This is a genomic window from Bacteroides sp. f07 (assembly GCF_042854785.1).
Classification (GTDB): domain Bacteria; phylum Bacteroidota; class Bacteroidia; order Bacteroidales; family Bacteroidaceae; genus Bacteroides.
Window position 1 is genome coordinate 418,441 of record NZ_BAABXI010000001.1, and the last position, 16,520, is coordinate 434,960.

Annotated in this window: 10 protein-coding genes; 8 read left to right on the forward strand and 2 right to left on the reverse strand. The window is 42.6% G+C overall.

From position 1 onward, the window contains the following. Window positions 1-81: 81 nt before the first annotated feature. The 8 genes from ACGHVY_RS01770 (at window position 82) to ACGHVY_RS01805 (ending at window position 12,522) form a co-directional block, all read left to right on the forward strand. Complete coding sequence (locus ACGHVY_RS01770) at window positions 82-2,580, forward strand: DNA translocase FtsK (protein WP_308745088.1); 2,499 nt, start codon at window positions 82-84, stop codon at window positions 2,578-2,580. Window positions 2,581-2,599: 19 nt separating this feature from the next. Beyond that, a complete protein-coding gene (locus ACGHVY_RS01775) occupies window positions 2,600-3,247 on the forward strand; it encodes a LolA-like putative outer membrane lipoprotein chaperone (RefSeq protein ID WP_390596752.1) in 648 nt (215 codons plus the stop codon). A 38-nt stretch (window positions 3,248-3,285) separates the two neighbouring features. Further along, entirely contained in the window at window positions 3,286-4,236 is a 951-nt protein-coding gene (gene trxB / locus ACGHVY_RS01780; RefSeq protein ID WP_308745091.1) for a thioredoxin-disulfide reductase, read from the forward strand. A gap of 575 nt (window positions 4,237-4,811) precedes the next feature. Beyond that, window positions 4,812-7,892 (forward strand): SusC/RagA family TonB-linked outer membrane protein, encoded by a 3,081-nt coding sequence (locus tag ACGHVY_RS01785; RefSeq protein WP_390596756.1) that lies wholly within the window; start codon window positions 4,812-4,814, stop codon window positions 7,890-7,892. A gap of 16 nt (window positions 7,893-7,908) precedes the next feature. After that, window positions 7,909-9,480 (forward strand): SusD/RagB family nutrient-binding outer membrane lipoprotein, encoded by a 1,572-nt coding sequence (locus tag ACGHVY_RS01790; protein ID WP_390596759.1) that lies wholly within the window; start codon window positions 7,909-7,911, stop codon window positions 9,478-9,480. Window positions 9,481-9,501: 21 nt separating this feature from the next. Further along, complete coding sequence (locus ACGHVY_RS01795) at window positions 9,502-10,653, forward strand: glycoside hydrolase family 18 (RefSeq protein WP_308745094.1); 1,152 nt, start codon at window positions 9,502-9,504, stop codon at window positions 10,651-10,653. A gap of 35 nt (window positions 10,654-10,688) precedes the next feature. Then, on the forward strand, window positions 10,689-11,831 hold the full coding sequence (locus ACGHVY_RS01800; RefSeq protein ID WP_308745095.1) for a DUF1735 and LamG domain-containing protein: 1,143 nt from the start codon (window positions 10,689-10,691) through the stop codon (window positions 11,829-11,831). Window positions 11,832-11,991: 160 nt separating this feature from the next. Continuing rightward, window positions 11,992-12,522 carry an RNA polymerase sigma-70 factor gene (locus tag ACGHVY_RS01805; RefSeq protein ID WP_390596762.1) on the forward strand — a complete coding sequence of 177 codons (531 nt, stop codon included), beginning with the start codon at window positions 11,992-11,994 and terminating at the stop codon, window positions 12,520-12,522. A gap of 106 nt (window positions 12,523-12,628) precedes the next feature. Here ACGHVY_RS01805 and ACGHVY_RS01810 read toward each other — a convergent pair whose 3' ends face one another. Together ACGHVY_RS01810 and ACGHVY_RS01815 are read right to left on the reverse strand one after the other, a co-directional pair. Next, a complete protein-coding gene (locus tag ACGHVY_RS01810) occupies window positions 12,629-15,058 on the reverse strand; it encodes a family 20 glycosylhydrolase (RefSeq protein WP_390596765.1) in 2,430 nt (809 codons plus the stop codon). A 158-nt stretch (window positions 15,059-15,216) separates the two neighbouring features. After that, on the reverse strand, window positions 15,217-16,506 hold the full coding sequence (locus ACGHVY_RS01815; protein ID WP_390596768.1) for a thioredoxin domain-containing protein: 1,290 nt from the start codon (window positions 16,504-16,506) through the stop codon (window positions 15,217-15,219). Window positions 16,507-16,520 lie beyond the last annotated feature (14 nt).

A 16,520-nucleotide genomic window follows, 5' to 3' on the forward strand; every position in this document is an offset into this window, starting at 1 on the left:
ATGAGCGTAGCGCTCGTTATTTTTTTATTATTTTTGCAGCTCAGAATCTGATTCCAATTTTATAAATAGAATAAAAGACTCATGGCAAAGAAGAAATTAGATAAGGAGGCGGAACGCACTCCCTCTTCCCCAAGTAAAATCGTAGCAATAGTTAAAAGTGAAACTGTACATTTTGTCATCGGACTGATGCTGGTCATCTTTTCCGTTTACTTATTGTTGGCTTTTTCTTCGTTCTTTTTTACGGGAGCGGCCGACCAAAGTATTATTGACAGTGGAAATCCGGCTGACCTGTCGGTGGTCGACAATCATGTGAAGAACTACGCAGGTTCACGTGGGGCGCAATTGGCCAGTTATTTGATTAACGACTGTTTTGGTATCTCTTCTTTCTTTATCCTTGTTTTTCTGGCAGTGGCGGGGTTGAAATTGATGCGCGTACGTGTTGTCCGGCTATGGAAGTGGTTTATAGGGTGTACGTTGCTGCTGGTCTGGTTCTCGGTGTTTTTCGGATTTGCTTTTATGGACCATTATCAGGATTCTTTCATCTATCTGGGTGGTATGCACGGGTATAATGTCAGCCGTTGGTTGATTTCTCAGGTGGGTGTGCCCGGTGTATGGATGATTCTGTTGATAACGGCTATCTGCTTCTTTATATATATTAGTGCACGCACGGTTATCTGGTTGCGCAAACTTTTCGCATTAAGTTTTCTGAAACGTAAGAAGAAAGAAGAGGTGGAGGCGACTCCGGCAGATGCCAATAATCCGGAGTTTACGAACTCTCAACCGCAGGAGGTGGAATTTAACCTGAAGCGGACTTACAGGCAGACGCCGCCGGCACCTGTGATGGATGTACAGGTTGAAGAACCGGAAGAAGAGGAAAACTTCCTGGTGAGCAGGTCGGAGACGGAAGAACTTTCTCCTTTATCTGACGAAAGTGAAGGGGTAACTATGGTGTTTGAACCGACTGTTTCTAATCCGGTTTCACCAACACCAAAGGAAACTGTTGAGGATGAAGAACCTGGGTTTGAAGTGGAGCCAGCCGCTTCGGAAGAAGAATATCAGGGACCGGAAATGGAGCCTTACAATCCGACTAAGGATTTGGAAAACTATCGTTTCCCTACTATCGACCTGATGAAGCATTTTGAAAATGATGACCCGACGATTGATATGGATGAGCAGAATGCGAATAAAGACCGTATCATCAATACGTTGCGTAGTTTCGGTATTGAAATTAGTACAATTAAAGCAACGGTGGGTCCTACGGTAACTTTGTATGAAATCACTCCCGAACAAGGTGTGCGTATCTCCAAGATCCGCGGATTGGAAGACGATATTGCGTTGAGTCTGTCCGCCGATGGGATTCGTATCATCGCTCCGATACCGGGTAAAGGTACTATTGGTATTGAAGTGCCGAACAAGAATCCGAAGATTGTTTCTGGACAAAGCGTTATCGGCAGCAAGAAATTTCAGGAATCCAAGTTTGACCTGCCGATTGTGTTGGGTAAGACTATCACAAATGAGGTCTTTATGTTTGATCTTTGCAAGATGCCGCACGTATTGGTGGCAGGTGCAACCGGTCAGGGTAAATCTGTCGGATTGAATGCGATTATTACTTCCTTATTATATAAGAAACATCCGGCTGAACTGAAATTCGTCCTGGTGGACCCGAAGAAAGTGGAGTTCAGTATTTACTCTGTTATTGAGAATCATTTCCTGGCCAAGCTTCCCGATGGGGGTGAGCCGATTATTACGGACGTAACGAAGGTGGTGCAAACGCTGAATTCGGTTTGCGTGGAAATGGATACCCGCTATGACTTGTTGAAAATGGCTCATGTACGTAATGTTAAAGAATACAATGAGAAGTTTATCAACCGTCGTCTGAATCCGGAGAAGGGGCATAAGTTTATGCCGTATATCGTAGTTGTCATTGACGAGTTTGGTGATTTGATTATGACCGCGGGTAAGGAAGTGGAACTTCCGATTGCCCGTATCGCCCAGTTGGCGCGTGCTGTCGGTATTCATATGATTATCGCTACGCAACGTCCGACTACCAATATTATCACGGGTACGATTAAAGCCAACTTCCCGGCCCGTATTGCTTTCCGTGTATCTGCTATGATGGACTCCCGTACTATTCTTGACCGTCCGGGGGCAAACCGTCTGATTGGTAAGGGAGATATGCTCTTCTTGCAGGGGGCCGACCCGGTGCGTGTGCAATGTGCCTTTATCGATACGCCGGAAGTAGAAGAAATCACGAAGTTTATTGCCCGTCAGCAAAGTTATCCTACTCCGTTCTTCCTGCCCGAATATGTAAGTGAAGATGGAGGCGGTGAAGTAGGAGAGATTGATATGGGACGTCTTGACCCGTTGTTTGAAGATGCTGCCCGACTGGTGGTGATTCATCAGCAAGGTTCCACTTCGTTGATTCAGCGTAAATTTTCTATCGGCTATAATCGTGCCGGTCGTATTATGGATCAGCTCGAAAAAGCGGGAATCGTCGGTCCGACACAAGGAAGCAAGGCGCGTGATGTGCTTTGCATCGATGATAATGATCTTGAAATGCGTTTGAACAATTTGCAGTAATCAATCGTTTATTAAACAAATGAGAAAATACATTTTTAGTGTTTTAATAGCTTTACTGTCATTGCCTGTGATTGCTCAACAACAGCAGTCGCAGGCTAAAGCCGTTCTTGATAAAACGGCCGAAGCGTTTCGGAAAGCAGGTGGGGTGAAAGCGGATTTTACTATAAAGGCTGTGAAGAACGGTCTGGCGGAAGGATCGGAGAGTGGAACTATTCAATTGAAGGGAGAAAAGTTTGTGCTGAAAACCTCTGATGTAGTTACTTGGTTTGACGGGAAGACGCAGTGGAGCTATGTGATAAAGAATGATGAAGTGAATGTCAGTACCCCGACTCAGGAAGAATTGCAGCAGATTAATCCGTATACATTCCTTTATATCTATCAGAAAGGATTCTCTTATAAGCTGGGAGCAGTGAAAACATATCGGGGGAAGGCTGTTTGGGAAGTGGTTCTTACGGCTAAGGATAAGAAACAGGATTTGGAACGTATCATTCTTTATGTGACGCAGGATACTTACGATCCTCTGTATATTCTGCTTCAACAACGTGGGCAACAGACACGTAGTGAAATAACCGTTACGAGTTATCAAACCCGGCAGAATTATGCGGATGGTATTTTTACCTTCGACCGGAAACAATATCCGGGTGTGGAGATTATTGATTTGAGATAAAATATTTTTGAATAACAGAACAATAAAGGTATAATAAAATGGCAGAAATAGAAAAAGTTAAGTGCCTGATTATTGGTTCAGGACCTGCCGGATACACGGCAGCGATTTATGCAGGACGTGCAAATTTATGTCCGGTGCTTTATGAAGGATTACAGCCTGGTGGTCAGTTGACTACTACTACGGATGTTGAGAACTTCCCCGGTTATCCGGAAGGCATTAGCGGCCCGCAGTTGATGGAAGACTTGCGTGCGCAGGCCAGCCGTTTCGGAACAGATGTTCGTTTCGGTATTGCTACTGCGGCGGATTTGAGTAAAACTCCTTATAAAATAACGATTGACGGAGAAAAGGAAATCGAAACGGAAGCGTTGATTATCTCTACCGGGGCGACTGCTAAATATCTGGGATTGGAAGACGAAAAGAAATATGCCGGAATGGGTGTCAGTGCTTGTGCTACTTGCGACGGATTTTTCTATCGCAAGAAAGTGGTTGCCGTAGTCGGTGGTGGCGATACTGCTTGTGAAGAAGCGATCTATCTTGCCGGACTTGCATCCAAAGTATACTTGATTGTGCGTAAGCCTTTTTTGCGTGCATCGAAGATTATGCAGGAGCGTGTGATGAATCATGAGAAGATTGAAGTTCTTTTTGAACACAATGCTGTCGGTCTGTATGGGGATAATGGCGTAGAAGGCGTAAACCTTGTAAGACGCTGGGGTGAACCGGATGAAGAACGTTACAATTTGCCTATTGACGGTTTCTTCTTGGCTATCGGTCATAAACCGAATTCTGATATATTCAAGGATTATATCGACACGGATGAAGTGGGGTATATTATTACCGATGGTGATAGTCCACGTACGAAGGTACCCGGAGTATTTGCTGCAGGGGATGTAGCCGATCCCCATTACCGCCAGGCTATTACAGCGGCAGGAAGTGGTTGTAAGGCAGCTATTGAAGCTGAACGTTATCTTTCCGCAAAAGGAATTATCTAATATAGAGGAAGTTATCCGATAACTTTCTCCGACTATAATTGAACAGTAAGAGGTTAAGTTTTAAGTCCTCTTCAGAAAGAATCGCTTAAATTTTACCTAAGGTACGTTGAAACTCGTATCTTGGGTAAGGTTTGAGCGATTTTTATTATAAGTATCTCTCTGGTGCTGTTTTGTATATGCTTCTTTTAATCGATAACGTACATAAGGGTTATTTTTTGCAGGGTGACGTTGCCATAACTATTTATGAGTTTGTTTGGCTTATTTATAATTTCTTCAATAAAAATGTATGCTAATAATATTATGATTTGTATTGAAAATTTATTTGTATGTAATGGGCTGGTTTTTGTCGGATATTTAACATATATTTTATTGTGTCTTTGCTCGTAATGAGTATATTTGTGGCGTTAAACCTTTAAGGTGGGGTAAAAGTGGAAATATTACCTCATGGTGAATATGCTTCTGATATTTCAGGGGTATGTGTTTATTTGCTTAAAATATAGTTTGTATTAATATTTATGTAAATAAATATATTTATTGCATGTAAATAACTTTTTTAATTTTAAATTTATTATTGAATGAAAACAACTCTGAATCGCAAAGGCTTTTATCTGCTCTTTAGCTTTTTGTTGCTTGCAGGTGGTGGGAGTGTGTATGCATCCGACTCGCATGCTGTCAGTCAAGTGCAAGACAATGTAATCAGTGTTTCCGGTATTGTGAAAGATACCAAAGGAGAGCCTCTGATTGGTGTAAGTGTCCTGGTGAAAGGTACGACTAATGGTACGGTAACCGATCTGGATGGAAAATTCTCCTTGAAAGTTTCCACCGGTGATGTCCTTGAATTCTCGTATATTGGCTATGCTGCCCAATCTGTGACGGTAGCCAATGCTAATCCTTTAAATATTGTATTGGAAGAAGATACGGAAGTATTGGATGAAGTGGTGGTCACAGCTTTGGGTATCAAGCGTTCTGAAAAGGCGTTGACGTACAACGTACAGCAGGTGAAAGGTGATGAATTGACCGCTGTAAAGAGTTCTAACTTCATGAGCTCGTTGGCAGGTAAGGCTGCCGGTGTACAGATTAATAATAGTTCATCAGGTCCCGGTAGTGGTGTAAAGGTAGTGATGCGTGGTGCCAAATCTATCAGTCAGAACAATAATGCGTTGTATGTGATTGACGGTATTCCGATGTACAACGTCAATACGTCAAGTAGTGGGGATTCAATGAATTCTCGTGGTAGTACGGAATCTATTGCCGACATTAATCCGGATGATATCGAGAGTATGTCACTGTTGACTGGTCCTTCTGCAGCTGCCCTTTATGGTTATGAAGGTGCTAACGGAGTAGTGCTCATTACTACTAAAAAAGGTCGTAGCGGCAAAACGAGTTTAAGTTATAGTTTGAGTGCTACATTCAGCAATCCGCTGATGATGCCTGAATTTCAGAACAGATATGGTAATATGACAGGTGAATCGGATAGTTGGGGGAATCCTACGGATTATCGCTATGATCCTTCCGGATTCTTCAACACAGGAACGAACATTACTAATTCTGTAGCTCTTTCTACCGGTACCGACAAGAGTCAGAGCTATTTTTCTGTAGCTGCCACTAATGCCACAGGTATTCTGCCTAATAACGATTACGACCGTTATAACTTTACGTTTCGCAACACAGTTAATTTTTTGAATGATAAGTTTACTCTGGATACCAGTGCGAATTATATCATTCAGAATGATAAGAACATGATTTCCCAAGGATCTTATATGTCTCCGTTTCCGGCTCTTTATCTGTTCCCGCGTGGCGAAAGTTTCGACGATGTTGCCACTTACGAGCACTTCGATCCGTTGACAGGTGCCACAACGCAATTTTGGCCTTACGGTCAAATGGGGCTTGACCAGCAGAATCCTTACTGGACGATGAACCGTATGAACCGTGAGACGGAAAGAAGGCGTTATAAACTGGCTGCCAGTCTGCAATATAACATTATGGAAGGACTGAATGTACAGGGACGTGTCAGCATTGACAATACCGAAAATATCTTTACGGAAAAGTTTTATGCTGGGACATTGGCTACATTCTCCGGCCCAAAGGGACACTATAAAGAGGATATCCGTCTCGACCGTCAAACTTATGCTGATGTGATGGCTAATTTCAATAAGACATTCGGTGACTTCAATATAGTTGCCAACCTTGGTGCCTCTATCAAGGATACTCGTATGAAATCCAGTGTAATAACCGGAAACTTGGAATTGGTGACCAATCATTTTACAATTGAGAATCTGTCTCGTACCAATAACTATAAAGTAGAAGCTGACGGTTTGAAACGGCAGACACAGTCAGTTTTTGCCAATGCGGAAATCGGTTGGAGAAGTTTCCTTTATTTGAGTCTTACAGGACGTTCGGATTGGGATTCTGCATTTGCGTTCTCCGACAGAGGAACCAAGGCTTTCTTCTATCCTTCCATAGGTCTTTCCGGCATTCTGAGTGAAGTTATTAAACTGCCCGATTGGTTCACCTTCCTAAAGGCGCGTGTATCTTACACCTCTGTGGGTAACTCTTATGATCCGTATATGACTAAAGTGCGTTATGAATACGATCCCCAGAATCATGCCTACAAGGTGATGTCCCACTATCCGAACTCTGACCTGAAACCGGAAAAGACCAACTCTTTCGAAGCTGGTTTGAATATGCGTTTCTTCGACAATTCGCTGAACTTTGATATTACCTACTATACCTCTGATACTAAGAACCAGACGTTCTACGCACCACTTCCTGCAAGCTCCGGTTTCAAAGACGTAGCTATTCAGGCTGGTAGTGTACAGAACCAGGGTATTGAGATGGCGTTGGGCTATAACAATGAATGGAAAGATTTCGGTTGGAGCTCTAACCTGACATTTACTTACAATAAGAATAAAATCAAATCGCTGGCAAATGGCGTGCAGAATCCTTATACCGGTGAACTGATTCAAATGGACTTTGTTGAAAAGGCACGTTTGGGTAGCGGAAACGCTCCGACGTTGCGTCTGGTAGAAGGCGGCTCTATGGGTGATATTTATACTAACCGTGACTTCAAGCGTGACAACAACGGTTATATCAGCCAGGATCCCAAAACTGGATTGCCTACTATGATTGAGACAGAACACAGAAAGATTGGTTCCGTACTGCCTAAAGTCAATATGGGTTGGAGAAACTCGTTCACTTATAAAGGTTTCCGCCTGAATGTATTATTGAGCGGACGTTTCGGTGGTAACGTGGTTTCCGGTACACAGGCGTTTATGGACCGTTTCGGAGTGTCGGAATATAGTGCGAAATTACGTGATGCCGGTGGGGTAGTGATTAACGGACGAACTATCTCCGCCAAAGATTATCTGGGTATTGTGGCAGCCGGTTCTGGTGAAAGTGACTTCTATGTGTACGACGCTACCAACATTCGTTTGCAGGAAGTAAGTTTAGAATATACTATTTCCAAAAAGAAACTGCGTAATATTGCCGATGTAACGTTGGGCTTAATTGGAAACAATCTTGCCATGATTTATTGCAAGGCTCCGTTCGACCCCGAACAGGTGGCATCGTCTACCAGTACGTTCTACACGGGGGTGGATTATTTCATGCAGCCTAGCTTGAGAAACATGGGTTTCAGTGTAAAAGTACAATTCTAAAAAAATGGAACGAATTATGAGAAAAATCAATATGATTAAGACTGCAAGCGCAGTAACTTTCGCGTCATCGTTGTTGCTGGCTTCATGTACAGGAAACTTTGAAGATTTAAATACGCATCCCACGGATGTTTATGATGACCAGATGACCGAAATTGAAAAGGTCGGTTCGGTATTTCCCGTGATGACCTATCTGCTGAATCCGCAGCAGGAAAACAACAGCCAGATGACAGAACAGATGGTAGGCTCACAGTATGGCGGTTATTTTACGTGTACTAATAAATGGAATGGCACCAACTTCAGCTCGTTCAATCCTCAACTCAACTGGGTGGACACTCCTTTCAAGGATATGTTTACAGATTTCTATCCTAACTTCCTGAAGGTGAAAGAGCAGACCGGAGGTACCGGAACGATTTATGCCTGGGCTTCTATTATACGGGTAGGCGTAATGCTCCGTGTAGCCGACACATATGGTCCTATCCCTTATTCTCAGATGGGACAGGGAGAATTTGCTGTGGCTTATGATGATACTAAGGAACTCTATCACAATATGATTGCTGACTTGACAAAGAGTATTGAAGTACTTTCTGGCGTTAGTGGAACTTCCACTGCATATGCGGATTATGATGTAATGTATCAGGGAGATTTCAGCAAATGGGTGAAATATGCCAATTCCCTGAAACTACGTATGGCAGTGCGTATTGCCGATGTGGATACGGAATATGCCAAACAAGTGATGGCGGAAGCTATTCAAAGTGGGGTGATTGAATCCAACAGTGATAATGCTTATTTGAAGACTATCAATAACCCGTTCCGTCTGGCTTCGCAAGACTGGGGAGATTTGACTGTCAATGCCACAATTTCTGCGTACATGAATGGATATAGCGATCCTCGAATCGGTAAATACATGACAACTTCCAAACAGAATTTTTGTGGGGCACGTATGGGTAATAACAGTGATAATTTCAAAAATAATTATGGGCAGCCGGGTGTTGTTGGAGCAAGTGCCAATTATTCAAAACCCGCATTTGAAAGTAATTCACCGATGCCTGTCTTTTATGCTGCTGAAACCTATTTCTTGAAGGCGGAAGCTGCTTTGCAAGGCTGGATTCCCGGTGGAGAAGCCGCAGCTAAGGGGTATTATGAACAAGGTATCAAGACTTCTATGGAGCAATATAGTGTGAGCATAGGCAACTATCTGTCGAGTACAACGAAACCGACCGGATTCACAGATGCGGTAAATAGTAGTGATAGTTACACATTTACAACAACTGCCGCTTCTGTATCTTGGGAAGATGGGGACAACAAACTTCAGAAAATCATTACCCAAAAGTGGATTGCCAACTTCCCGATCGGCTTCGAGGCTTGGAATGACTTCCGTCGTACGGGTTATCCGGAAATGGTTCCTCCGAAGAATAATTTAAGTTCAGCCGGTTATATAGGAACTATTACCGACAGTCGCATGGTGCGCCGTCTGCCTTATCCTTCTACGGAAAAGGACAGCAACTCTGCAAATGTGGAAGCCGCAATTTCTATGTTGGGTGGTCCGGATAATGGTAGTACGGATCTGTGGTGGGCTAAAAAGAATTAATCCTTAAATTATTTCAAGAATATGAAAATGAAAAATATCAAGACTATAGGATTCTCATTTGCGGTTGCGCTGTTTGCAGCAAGCTGTACGGATGTGGAGTCTATCAATAACGTTGACTTGAACGGAACCGTCAAGACGGATGAATACTATGCCGCTTTACGCGAGTGGAAACAGACACCGGGACTGCCGCAGGTGTTCGTATGGTTTGACAGTTGGACTGGCATTACGCCTACAGGGGAAACTAGTTTGCGCGGTTTGCCTGATTCGGTAACGATTGCTTCCAACTGGGGCGGTCATCCGAAATTCGAACTGACTCCGGAAAGAAGAGCTGATATGGAATATGTGCAAAAAGTGAAAGGGACAAAAGTTGTTGTAACGTTGTTCTCACAGAATGTCGGTGATGACCTGCCGGATAAGGAGATTTATCATACGGCAGGTACAAGTAGGGATCCGGAAGTGGTTAGACCTGCTATCAAAGCATATGCAGAAGACTTGTATAGAGCATGTCTGGAGTGTGGTTATGATGGCTATGACTGGGACTATGAACCAGGAGGAGGAATGGGACGTGGGCAACTTTGGGCTAATCCAGTGCAAAGAACCATTTTTGTAGAGGAACTTTCTTATTGGTTCGGACATGGAGCAATGGATCCCAATCGCGACCGTGGCGACCGTGCTATGCCGGAAAAACGTCTTCTTTTCTTGATTGATGGCGAAGTTGGTGTTCGCACCGGTATGGATAAAGAATGGCTTTCTTATTATGTAGACTACTTTGTACTACAAGCTTATGGTGGAATGGCTGATTGGAGAATGACGGGTGTGTTTGGAGATATGGATGACTGGATTCAGCAAGGTATCATTACTCCTGACGAGATTGTTCGCAGAACTATCGTAACCGAGAATTTTGAGTCTTATGCCAGCACTGGTGGAGGATTCCTAACTACAATGGCTAATTATATTTATAAAGGGACGTATAATATAAAAGGCGAAACGGTTAATATTGACCAGCAAATTGGTGGTTGTGGACTCTATCGTTGTGGTTTCGACTATAATCAGGGCAAGGGAGATTATGACGGTTCTCCGGAATACTATTTCTTGCGTAAAGGTATCACTACTCTTTATAGCATCTATTATGATCGTCTGAATGGCACAGCCAATGGCGGTGAGGAAGAATAAATAACGGTTAAATGAATCTTATAAGCATAAAAGTTATGAAATATATCTATTTATCAAGTCTTATAGTTGTACTGTCGGCATTTCTGTTTGCAGGATGCGATAATGCAGATTACAAAGCTCAGGGAAATAGCCTGTATATTGCAGATGCTGCCGGTACAGCCAAAGCTGCAACAATCACGATGGACGGTGGTGCAGATATTAGCGTCACAGTGCGTCTGGCTCAAAAGCTTGCGGAAGACGTAGAAGTGGAAATCGGGTTTACTCCGGAAATAATTGCAGGTTATAATGCTAATAATGGTACGGAGTATGAAGCGTTGCCAGCGGAACAATTGCCGCAGGGGGCTACGGTTACTATTCCTGCCGGTGAAATTAGTGCCACTTTCCAGTTACATATTGACGACTTCGCCACAAATGGTATTACTTATGCCGTTCCCTTGACATTGGGCAATGTATTGAAAGGAAATGTTGCAAAATCTGCTGCACAAGGTCGGTTTATCTATGTATTGTCTAAACCGTTGAATGTATCTGTTCCGGTGATGAAACCCCAGAGTTCTGAAAAAGCGGAGACAGATCCGGATACTGACTGGGGCGTTTCTGTTGAAACTTATACGCTAGAAACATGGGTACGTATGAGTAAATTGAATAAGAATAATCAGGCTATTTTTAATGTTCGTGCCAACAATGAAGTCTATGTTCGCTTTGGTGATGCCAACTCTCCTTACAATTACTTGCAGGTTAAGGCGCATGGTGACGGTGGAACAGAGACGGCAAGAGACTGGAATACCAATCAATGGTATCATTTAGCTATCGTTTATAATGGAAGTGAACTCATTATTTATCGTGACGGATTGCGTGTGGCAGGAAAGCAAGTGCCCGCACCGAAGGGTGGAATGGTGATTAACGGCTTGCAGATGATTTCCAGCAGTGCTACGTATTTCCCGGCTGAATGTGCTATGAGTCAGGTACGTTTCTGGAGTTATGCTCGTTCGGAAGCTGAAATTCAGAATAATATGTTCTTCGAAGTGAATCCGAAGAATCCGAACCTGATTGGTCTTTGGCCATTGGATGAGGGCGAAGGCAATACATTCAAGGATGCTACCGGACAAGGACGTGATATGACTGCAGGTGATGGTCTTGTCAGACGTTGGGAACATGATGTCCGCTTCGATAAAAAATAAACGACTTTTTTACATAATAATGTGAAATAGGTATTGGTAATACACAAGGGAAGCCCCGGTTTATTCGAGTATCCGTGAGAATACGAGGTAATGCTGGGGCTATTTTTTTGTGTTCTTCAAAGTGATGGGCTTTACCTACATCTCCAAATTTTTTATTACCATGATAGATAACAATAACCAGGTAGAAAACAAATTTTCAGCTCTTTTTTTAGAAAACTATTCTAAGATAAGAAAGTACGCTTATAGATTGCTGAAATCAGAGTATGATGCAGAAGATGTGGCACAGGACGTGTTTGTCAAACTTTGGGAACAACAGGAAATATGGGTGAACAATGAGAGAAAACTAGACTCCTATCTTTTGGTTATGACTAAAAATATTGCTTTAAACATCCTCAAACACCAACGGATAAAACAGGAATATCAAGAGCGTTTTGTGCAGGAGTTCCCATTCTATGAACTGGCTAATAATGATAATTTTTGGGCGGACATATACCATCGGGAAATGCTGCAAAACATCTATATATTACTGGAAACTGTTCCAGAACGGAGAAGGAGTATATTTAAACTCAGCCGTTTTAGGGGCGTAAGCCATAAAGAGATAGCTTGCAAAATGAATATATCCGTCCATACAGTTGAACGACAAATATATTTAACGCAGTTAAAATTAAGAGAAGTTTTCTTGCTCATTTAGCAGCCAAAGGCTTTGAAGTCTATCATGGAACATTTACTTTTTCAAGAATAAACAAAAACGAGACTGTCTAAAATGAAAGTCTCGTTTTATTTATTGATTAACTTGCTTAATAAGCCTCGATTTCATCAATCCACAATTCAGCAGGAATAACTTCCGGACCGTTGTTCTTCTCGAAATTAACGCCATTGCGCAATGTTCCGCCACTCTTAATCTTAACTTTCAAGAAAGTAGCCTGTGTCGGTTCAAATTCGATAGAATCGGTGAAAGCGATTCTTCCTGTTTCCGGATAATCGTGTTGCAGGGCTTTTTCTGCTATCCGGGTATATTCTTTTCCGTCAGTAGATACCTCTACGGCAACTCCACCGGCAGGAAGTATTCTCATGGCAGGATTGAACAAAGAACCGAAAGTAACTTTGCTGACCAAAGTCGGCTGATTCAAATTTACAGTGAATTCCAAGTCTTTCCCTTCAGTGACGGCGAAGCTGCTCCATGGATTATAAGAAGCACCGTTTCCTCGTTTACCGTTAGTCAGGCCAAAAGTAGTCTTGTCTGCTCCCATTACATCATTCTCATCGAATATATCGCCTGTCCATTCCATCTTATAATTGGCGGTAAACGGTTTTCCTGCTAATAAATTGCCATATAGCGGCTTGTGAGTGACTTTGCCTAGCATTTTACCGTCTTTGAAAGCAGCGGTTTTCAGGTCGATATTTCCTTCGAGTACGAAAGGTAATTCATACAGAGTCGAAGTTGGAATAGGTTCACTGCCGTCCGTCGTATATCGGATTTCTGCATTCGGATAGTAACTTTCCAGTAATACCATTAAAGGTCCGTTTTCGTCTGCATGAGTGTTTACGTTTACTTCAAAGAAGTTGAGGCACGGTTTCGTATCCATTACTTTCAGACGCTCAAACACAGTAACCATACGTTCGCAGAAATTCCTCCAGTTCTTGTTGGCATCCAGTGTCCATCCGGTTTCCGCGATAGCCATTGCACGTGGGAAAGCCTGATAATCCGTGCGGTCGGAGTTTTTCATATATTCTCTCCAAATATTACCTTGCATACCAATGACATGCTTCTTCACTAACTCGTCTGCGTCGTCCGGCACAGGATTATAACTGTATGTCTTTTTCAAAGTAGTATATCCGCCGATAGTGGTCGGGGCGATGGCTGGGTCTTCCTGATAGAAGTCCAGGTAAGCATACGGCATAGGAGTCATAATGGCGTTATGGCCGGCTTTGGCAGCGTTCAGTCCACCTTCTACACCACGCCATGACATGACGGTTGCATTCGGAGCCAGACCGCCTTCCAGAATTTCATCCCAACCGATGATGTTGCGTCCTTTGCCATTCAGATATTTCTCCATACGGGTGACAAAGTAACTCTGTAGTTTATCTTCTTTACTATGTTTCACACCGTCCACCTTACTCGGAGTTACATCGTCTCTCAGGCCTAACTGACGGATTAGCTGCTGGCAGAAAGTACTGTTCTTCCATGCCGTCTTGGGACATTCGTCCCCACCGATATGAATGTATTCGCTGGGGAATAGCTCCACCACTTCATCCATTACCCCTTCGAAGAACTTGAAAGTCGTTTCGCTTGGGCAGAAGACTTGTTCGAATACCCCCCAGGTAGGAGATACTTTATATGTCTGTGTAGAATCACAGGATAATTCCGGATAAGAAGCCAGGGCAGCCAATGCATGTCCCGGCATTTCGATTTCGGGAATAACATTAATATATTTGCTTGCGGCATACGCAACTACGTCTTTGATTTGTTCCTGCGTGTAATATCCTCCATGTTCTTCTTCGTCAAACACTTGCGGATAATTTACATAATAGTAGTCAATCAGTGTCTTTTCGCGTTTAGATCCAACTTCTGTCAACTTGGGATATTTCTTGATTTCGATTCTCCATCCTTGGTCGTCCGTCAGATGCCAGTGGAAAGTATTCATCTTGTTCATAGCCAACTGGTCGATGAACTTATAAATATACTCTATCGGTACGTAATGACGACATACATCCAGCATCAGTCCGCGGTAAGCAAAACGCGGAGCGTCTTCAATTTCTACGGCAGGAATCGACCAGTTGGCTTTTTTATCCATTTGTTTTCCATAAACTGCCGGGGGAAGTAGTTGGAAAATGGTTTGCACTCCATAGAAAAATCCGTTGGGCTGGGAAGCGCTAAGCGTAATGAGATTGGAGGTGACGGATAGCTTGTAACCTTCTTTCGCCATACCTTCTTCTACTACGAAGCAGATGGCCGGTTTTCCGTCTGCGCTTTCCGTTTCTTTCAGCGAAATTCCGGCTGTCAGTTTCAGCCGTTCGGCTAATCCATTAGCGATTTCTTTTACTTCGGGTGCATCGGGGGGAACTACCAGTCTGACCTTATTACTTAATTTAAAACGCCCTTCCCTCGGGATAATTTGGTTGGGTTTGGGAACGATGTTGTACTCGTTCACCGCTTCTTTTGTCTTTTGGCAACTGGGGGTAATCATTAGTAAAGACAAAAGAAGAAGAGAAATACTTTTCTTCATGGTCAAAATATGTGTTAAGTTATAAATAGAATTGACAGGACAAATGTACTCGTTTAAATGATAAGTTCCAATAATATGAAAATAAAAGAGCCGGAATTAATTCCGGCTCTTAGTTAAAGTTGTAGATTACTATAGTTGTATAATAAAAGAGAGAATTTTTATTTCAGGAGTTGTTCTTCAATGATTTGTACATACTTCTCCGGAGTGGCACCAACTTCAATAATCGGTTTTCCACCGACAGGAATAAAGAATAACGTAGGTAATGCTTGTACACCAAAGTGGCTGCATAAATCTTTTTCTTTGTCAGCATTAACCTTGTAGAATATCACTTTTCCTTTATACTTATCAGCAAGTTTCTCCATTTCCGGAAGTAGGCGCATACAAGGTCCGCACCATGTAGCCCAGAAATCAATGACTACCGGTTTGTCTCCGTTATAAATGAAATCATTTCCTTTTCTGTAGTCAAAGATGTGTTCAAGGAAGAATTGGCGGGTAATCGGATTCAGCTTGCCATCTTCAATTCGGGTTTCCGTAACTTTAGCTTCTGCTTCCGGTATGGAAACCATATCGAATGGTTGGAAATAAACTTTCTGATGAATATAGTCGATGGATATAATTCCGTAGTCCAGGATCTTCTTACCTAATACGGAACGTTTCAAGAATGGGCTTTTCACTGCCATGGCATCTTCAATCTTTGTTTTTACAAACATCGTTTCAGGTAAGATGAGACCTTCCTCTTCTTGAGTTGCTTCTTTATATCCATTGGAAACTTTTTGGTTGGTTCCTTTTGTATATTGTGTACTCCATGTTTTGAAATCCTCTTCGGTAAGATTCACTAGTCCGTCACTCCATGTATCCAATACAAGAGAAACAGGCTTTCCCTGAATGTTTATCGGACATACTATTCCCAATCCAGTTATCAGATTAAAGTTTTCCCGATAGTTTAGTTTCATGTAGGAAGGACGGTAGGGTTGGGTGACCGTAATTTTTTTCCTCTTCATATCAATGGTCAGAACAGAAGTGCGGAAGACAGCTCCGCTTAACACACCCATAACCCCCAGTTTGCGTAGATAGGGTTCGTCTTCCAGGGCGAAGGCCGGAAGATCGTTGGCAAATGTATTGTTGCCAATAGCCACTGTTGTTATTTCATATACTTCTCCAACAGGTACTTGTTTGAATACAAAATCTTGATAAGAACTGAAAGTACCTTTTTTTTCTGTGTTAATACGTAATTTCCTGAGAGCTTCAGGAAGTAGGGCATTATGTCCCGATAAGTCAAGAACAAAGTTTGCCGTTTCGCCATTAATGGTAGCTTCTACGATAATCTTTCCATCGATGGTCTTGAATGGAATGACCTCTGTCATACTATTCTGTGTTTGTGCGCTGATGCCTCCGGCAATACAGAATGCAAGTAGACAGAGATACATTTTTGTTATTATTTGTTTCATATTTTTTTGTTTAA

Bases quoted from the DNA above. Each gene is read 5' to 3' on its own strand.
- ACGHVY_RS01770 (WP_308745088.1), top strand. From the start codon at position 82: ATGGCAAAGAAGAAATTAGATAAGGAGGCGGAACGCACTCCCTCTTCC.
- ACGHVY_RS01775 (WP_390596752.1), top strand. From the start codon at position 2,600: ATGAGAAAATACATTTTTAGTGTTTTAATAGCTTTACTGTCATTGCCT.
- trxB (WP_308745091.1), top strand. From the start codon at position 3,286: ATGGCAGAAATAGAAAAAGTTAAGTGCCTGATTATTGGTTCAGGACCT.
- ACGHVY_RS01785 (WP_390596756.1), top strand. From the start codon at position 4,812: ATGAAAACAACTCTGAATCGCAAAGGCTTTTATCTGCTCTTTAGCTTT.
- ACGHVY_RS01790 (WP_390596759.1), top strand. From the start codon at position 7,909: ATGAGAAAAATCAATATGATTAAGACTGCAAGCGCAGTAACTTTCGCG.
- ACGHVY_RS01795 (WP_308745094.1), top strand. From the start codon at position 9,502: ATGAAAATGAAAAATATCAAGACTATAGGATTCTCATTTGCGGTTGCG.
- ACGHVY_RS01800 (WP_308745095.1), top strand. From the start codon at position 10,689: ATGAAATATATCTATTTATCAAGTCTTATAGTTGTACTGTCGGCATTT.
- ACGHVY_RS01805 (WP_390596762.1), top strand. From the start codon at position 11,992: ATGATAGATAACAATAACCAGGTAGAAAACAAATTTTCAGCTCTTTTT.
- ACGHVY_RS01810 (WP_390596765.1), bottom strand. From the start codon at position 15,058: ATGAAGAAAAGTATTTCTCTTCTTCTTTTGTCTTTACTAATGATTACC.
- ACGHVY_RS01815 (WP_390596768.1), bottom strand. From the start codon at position 16,506: ATGAAACAAATAATAACAAAAATGTATCTCTGTCTACTTGCATTCTGT.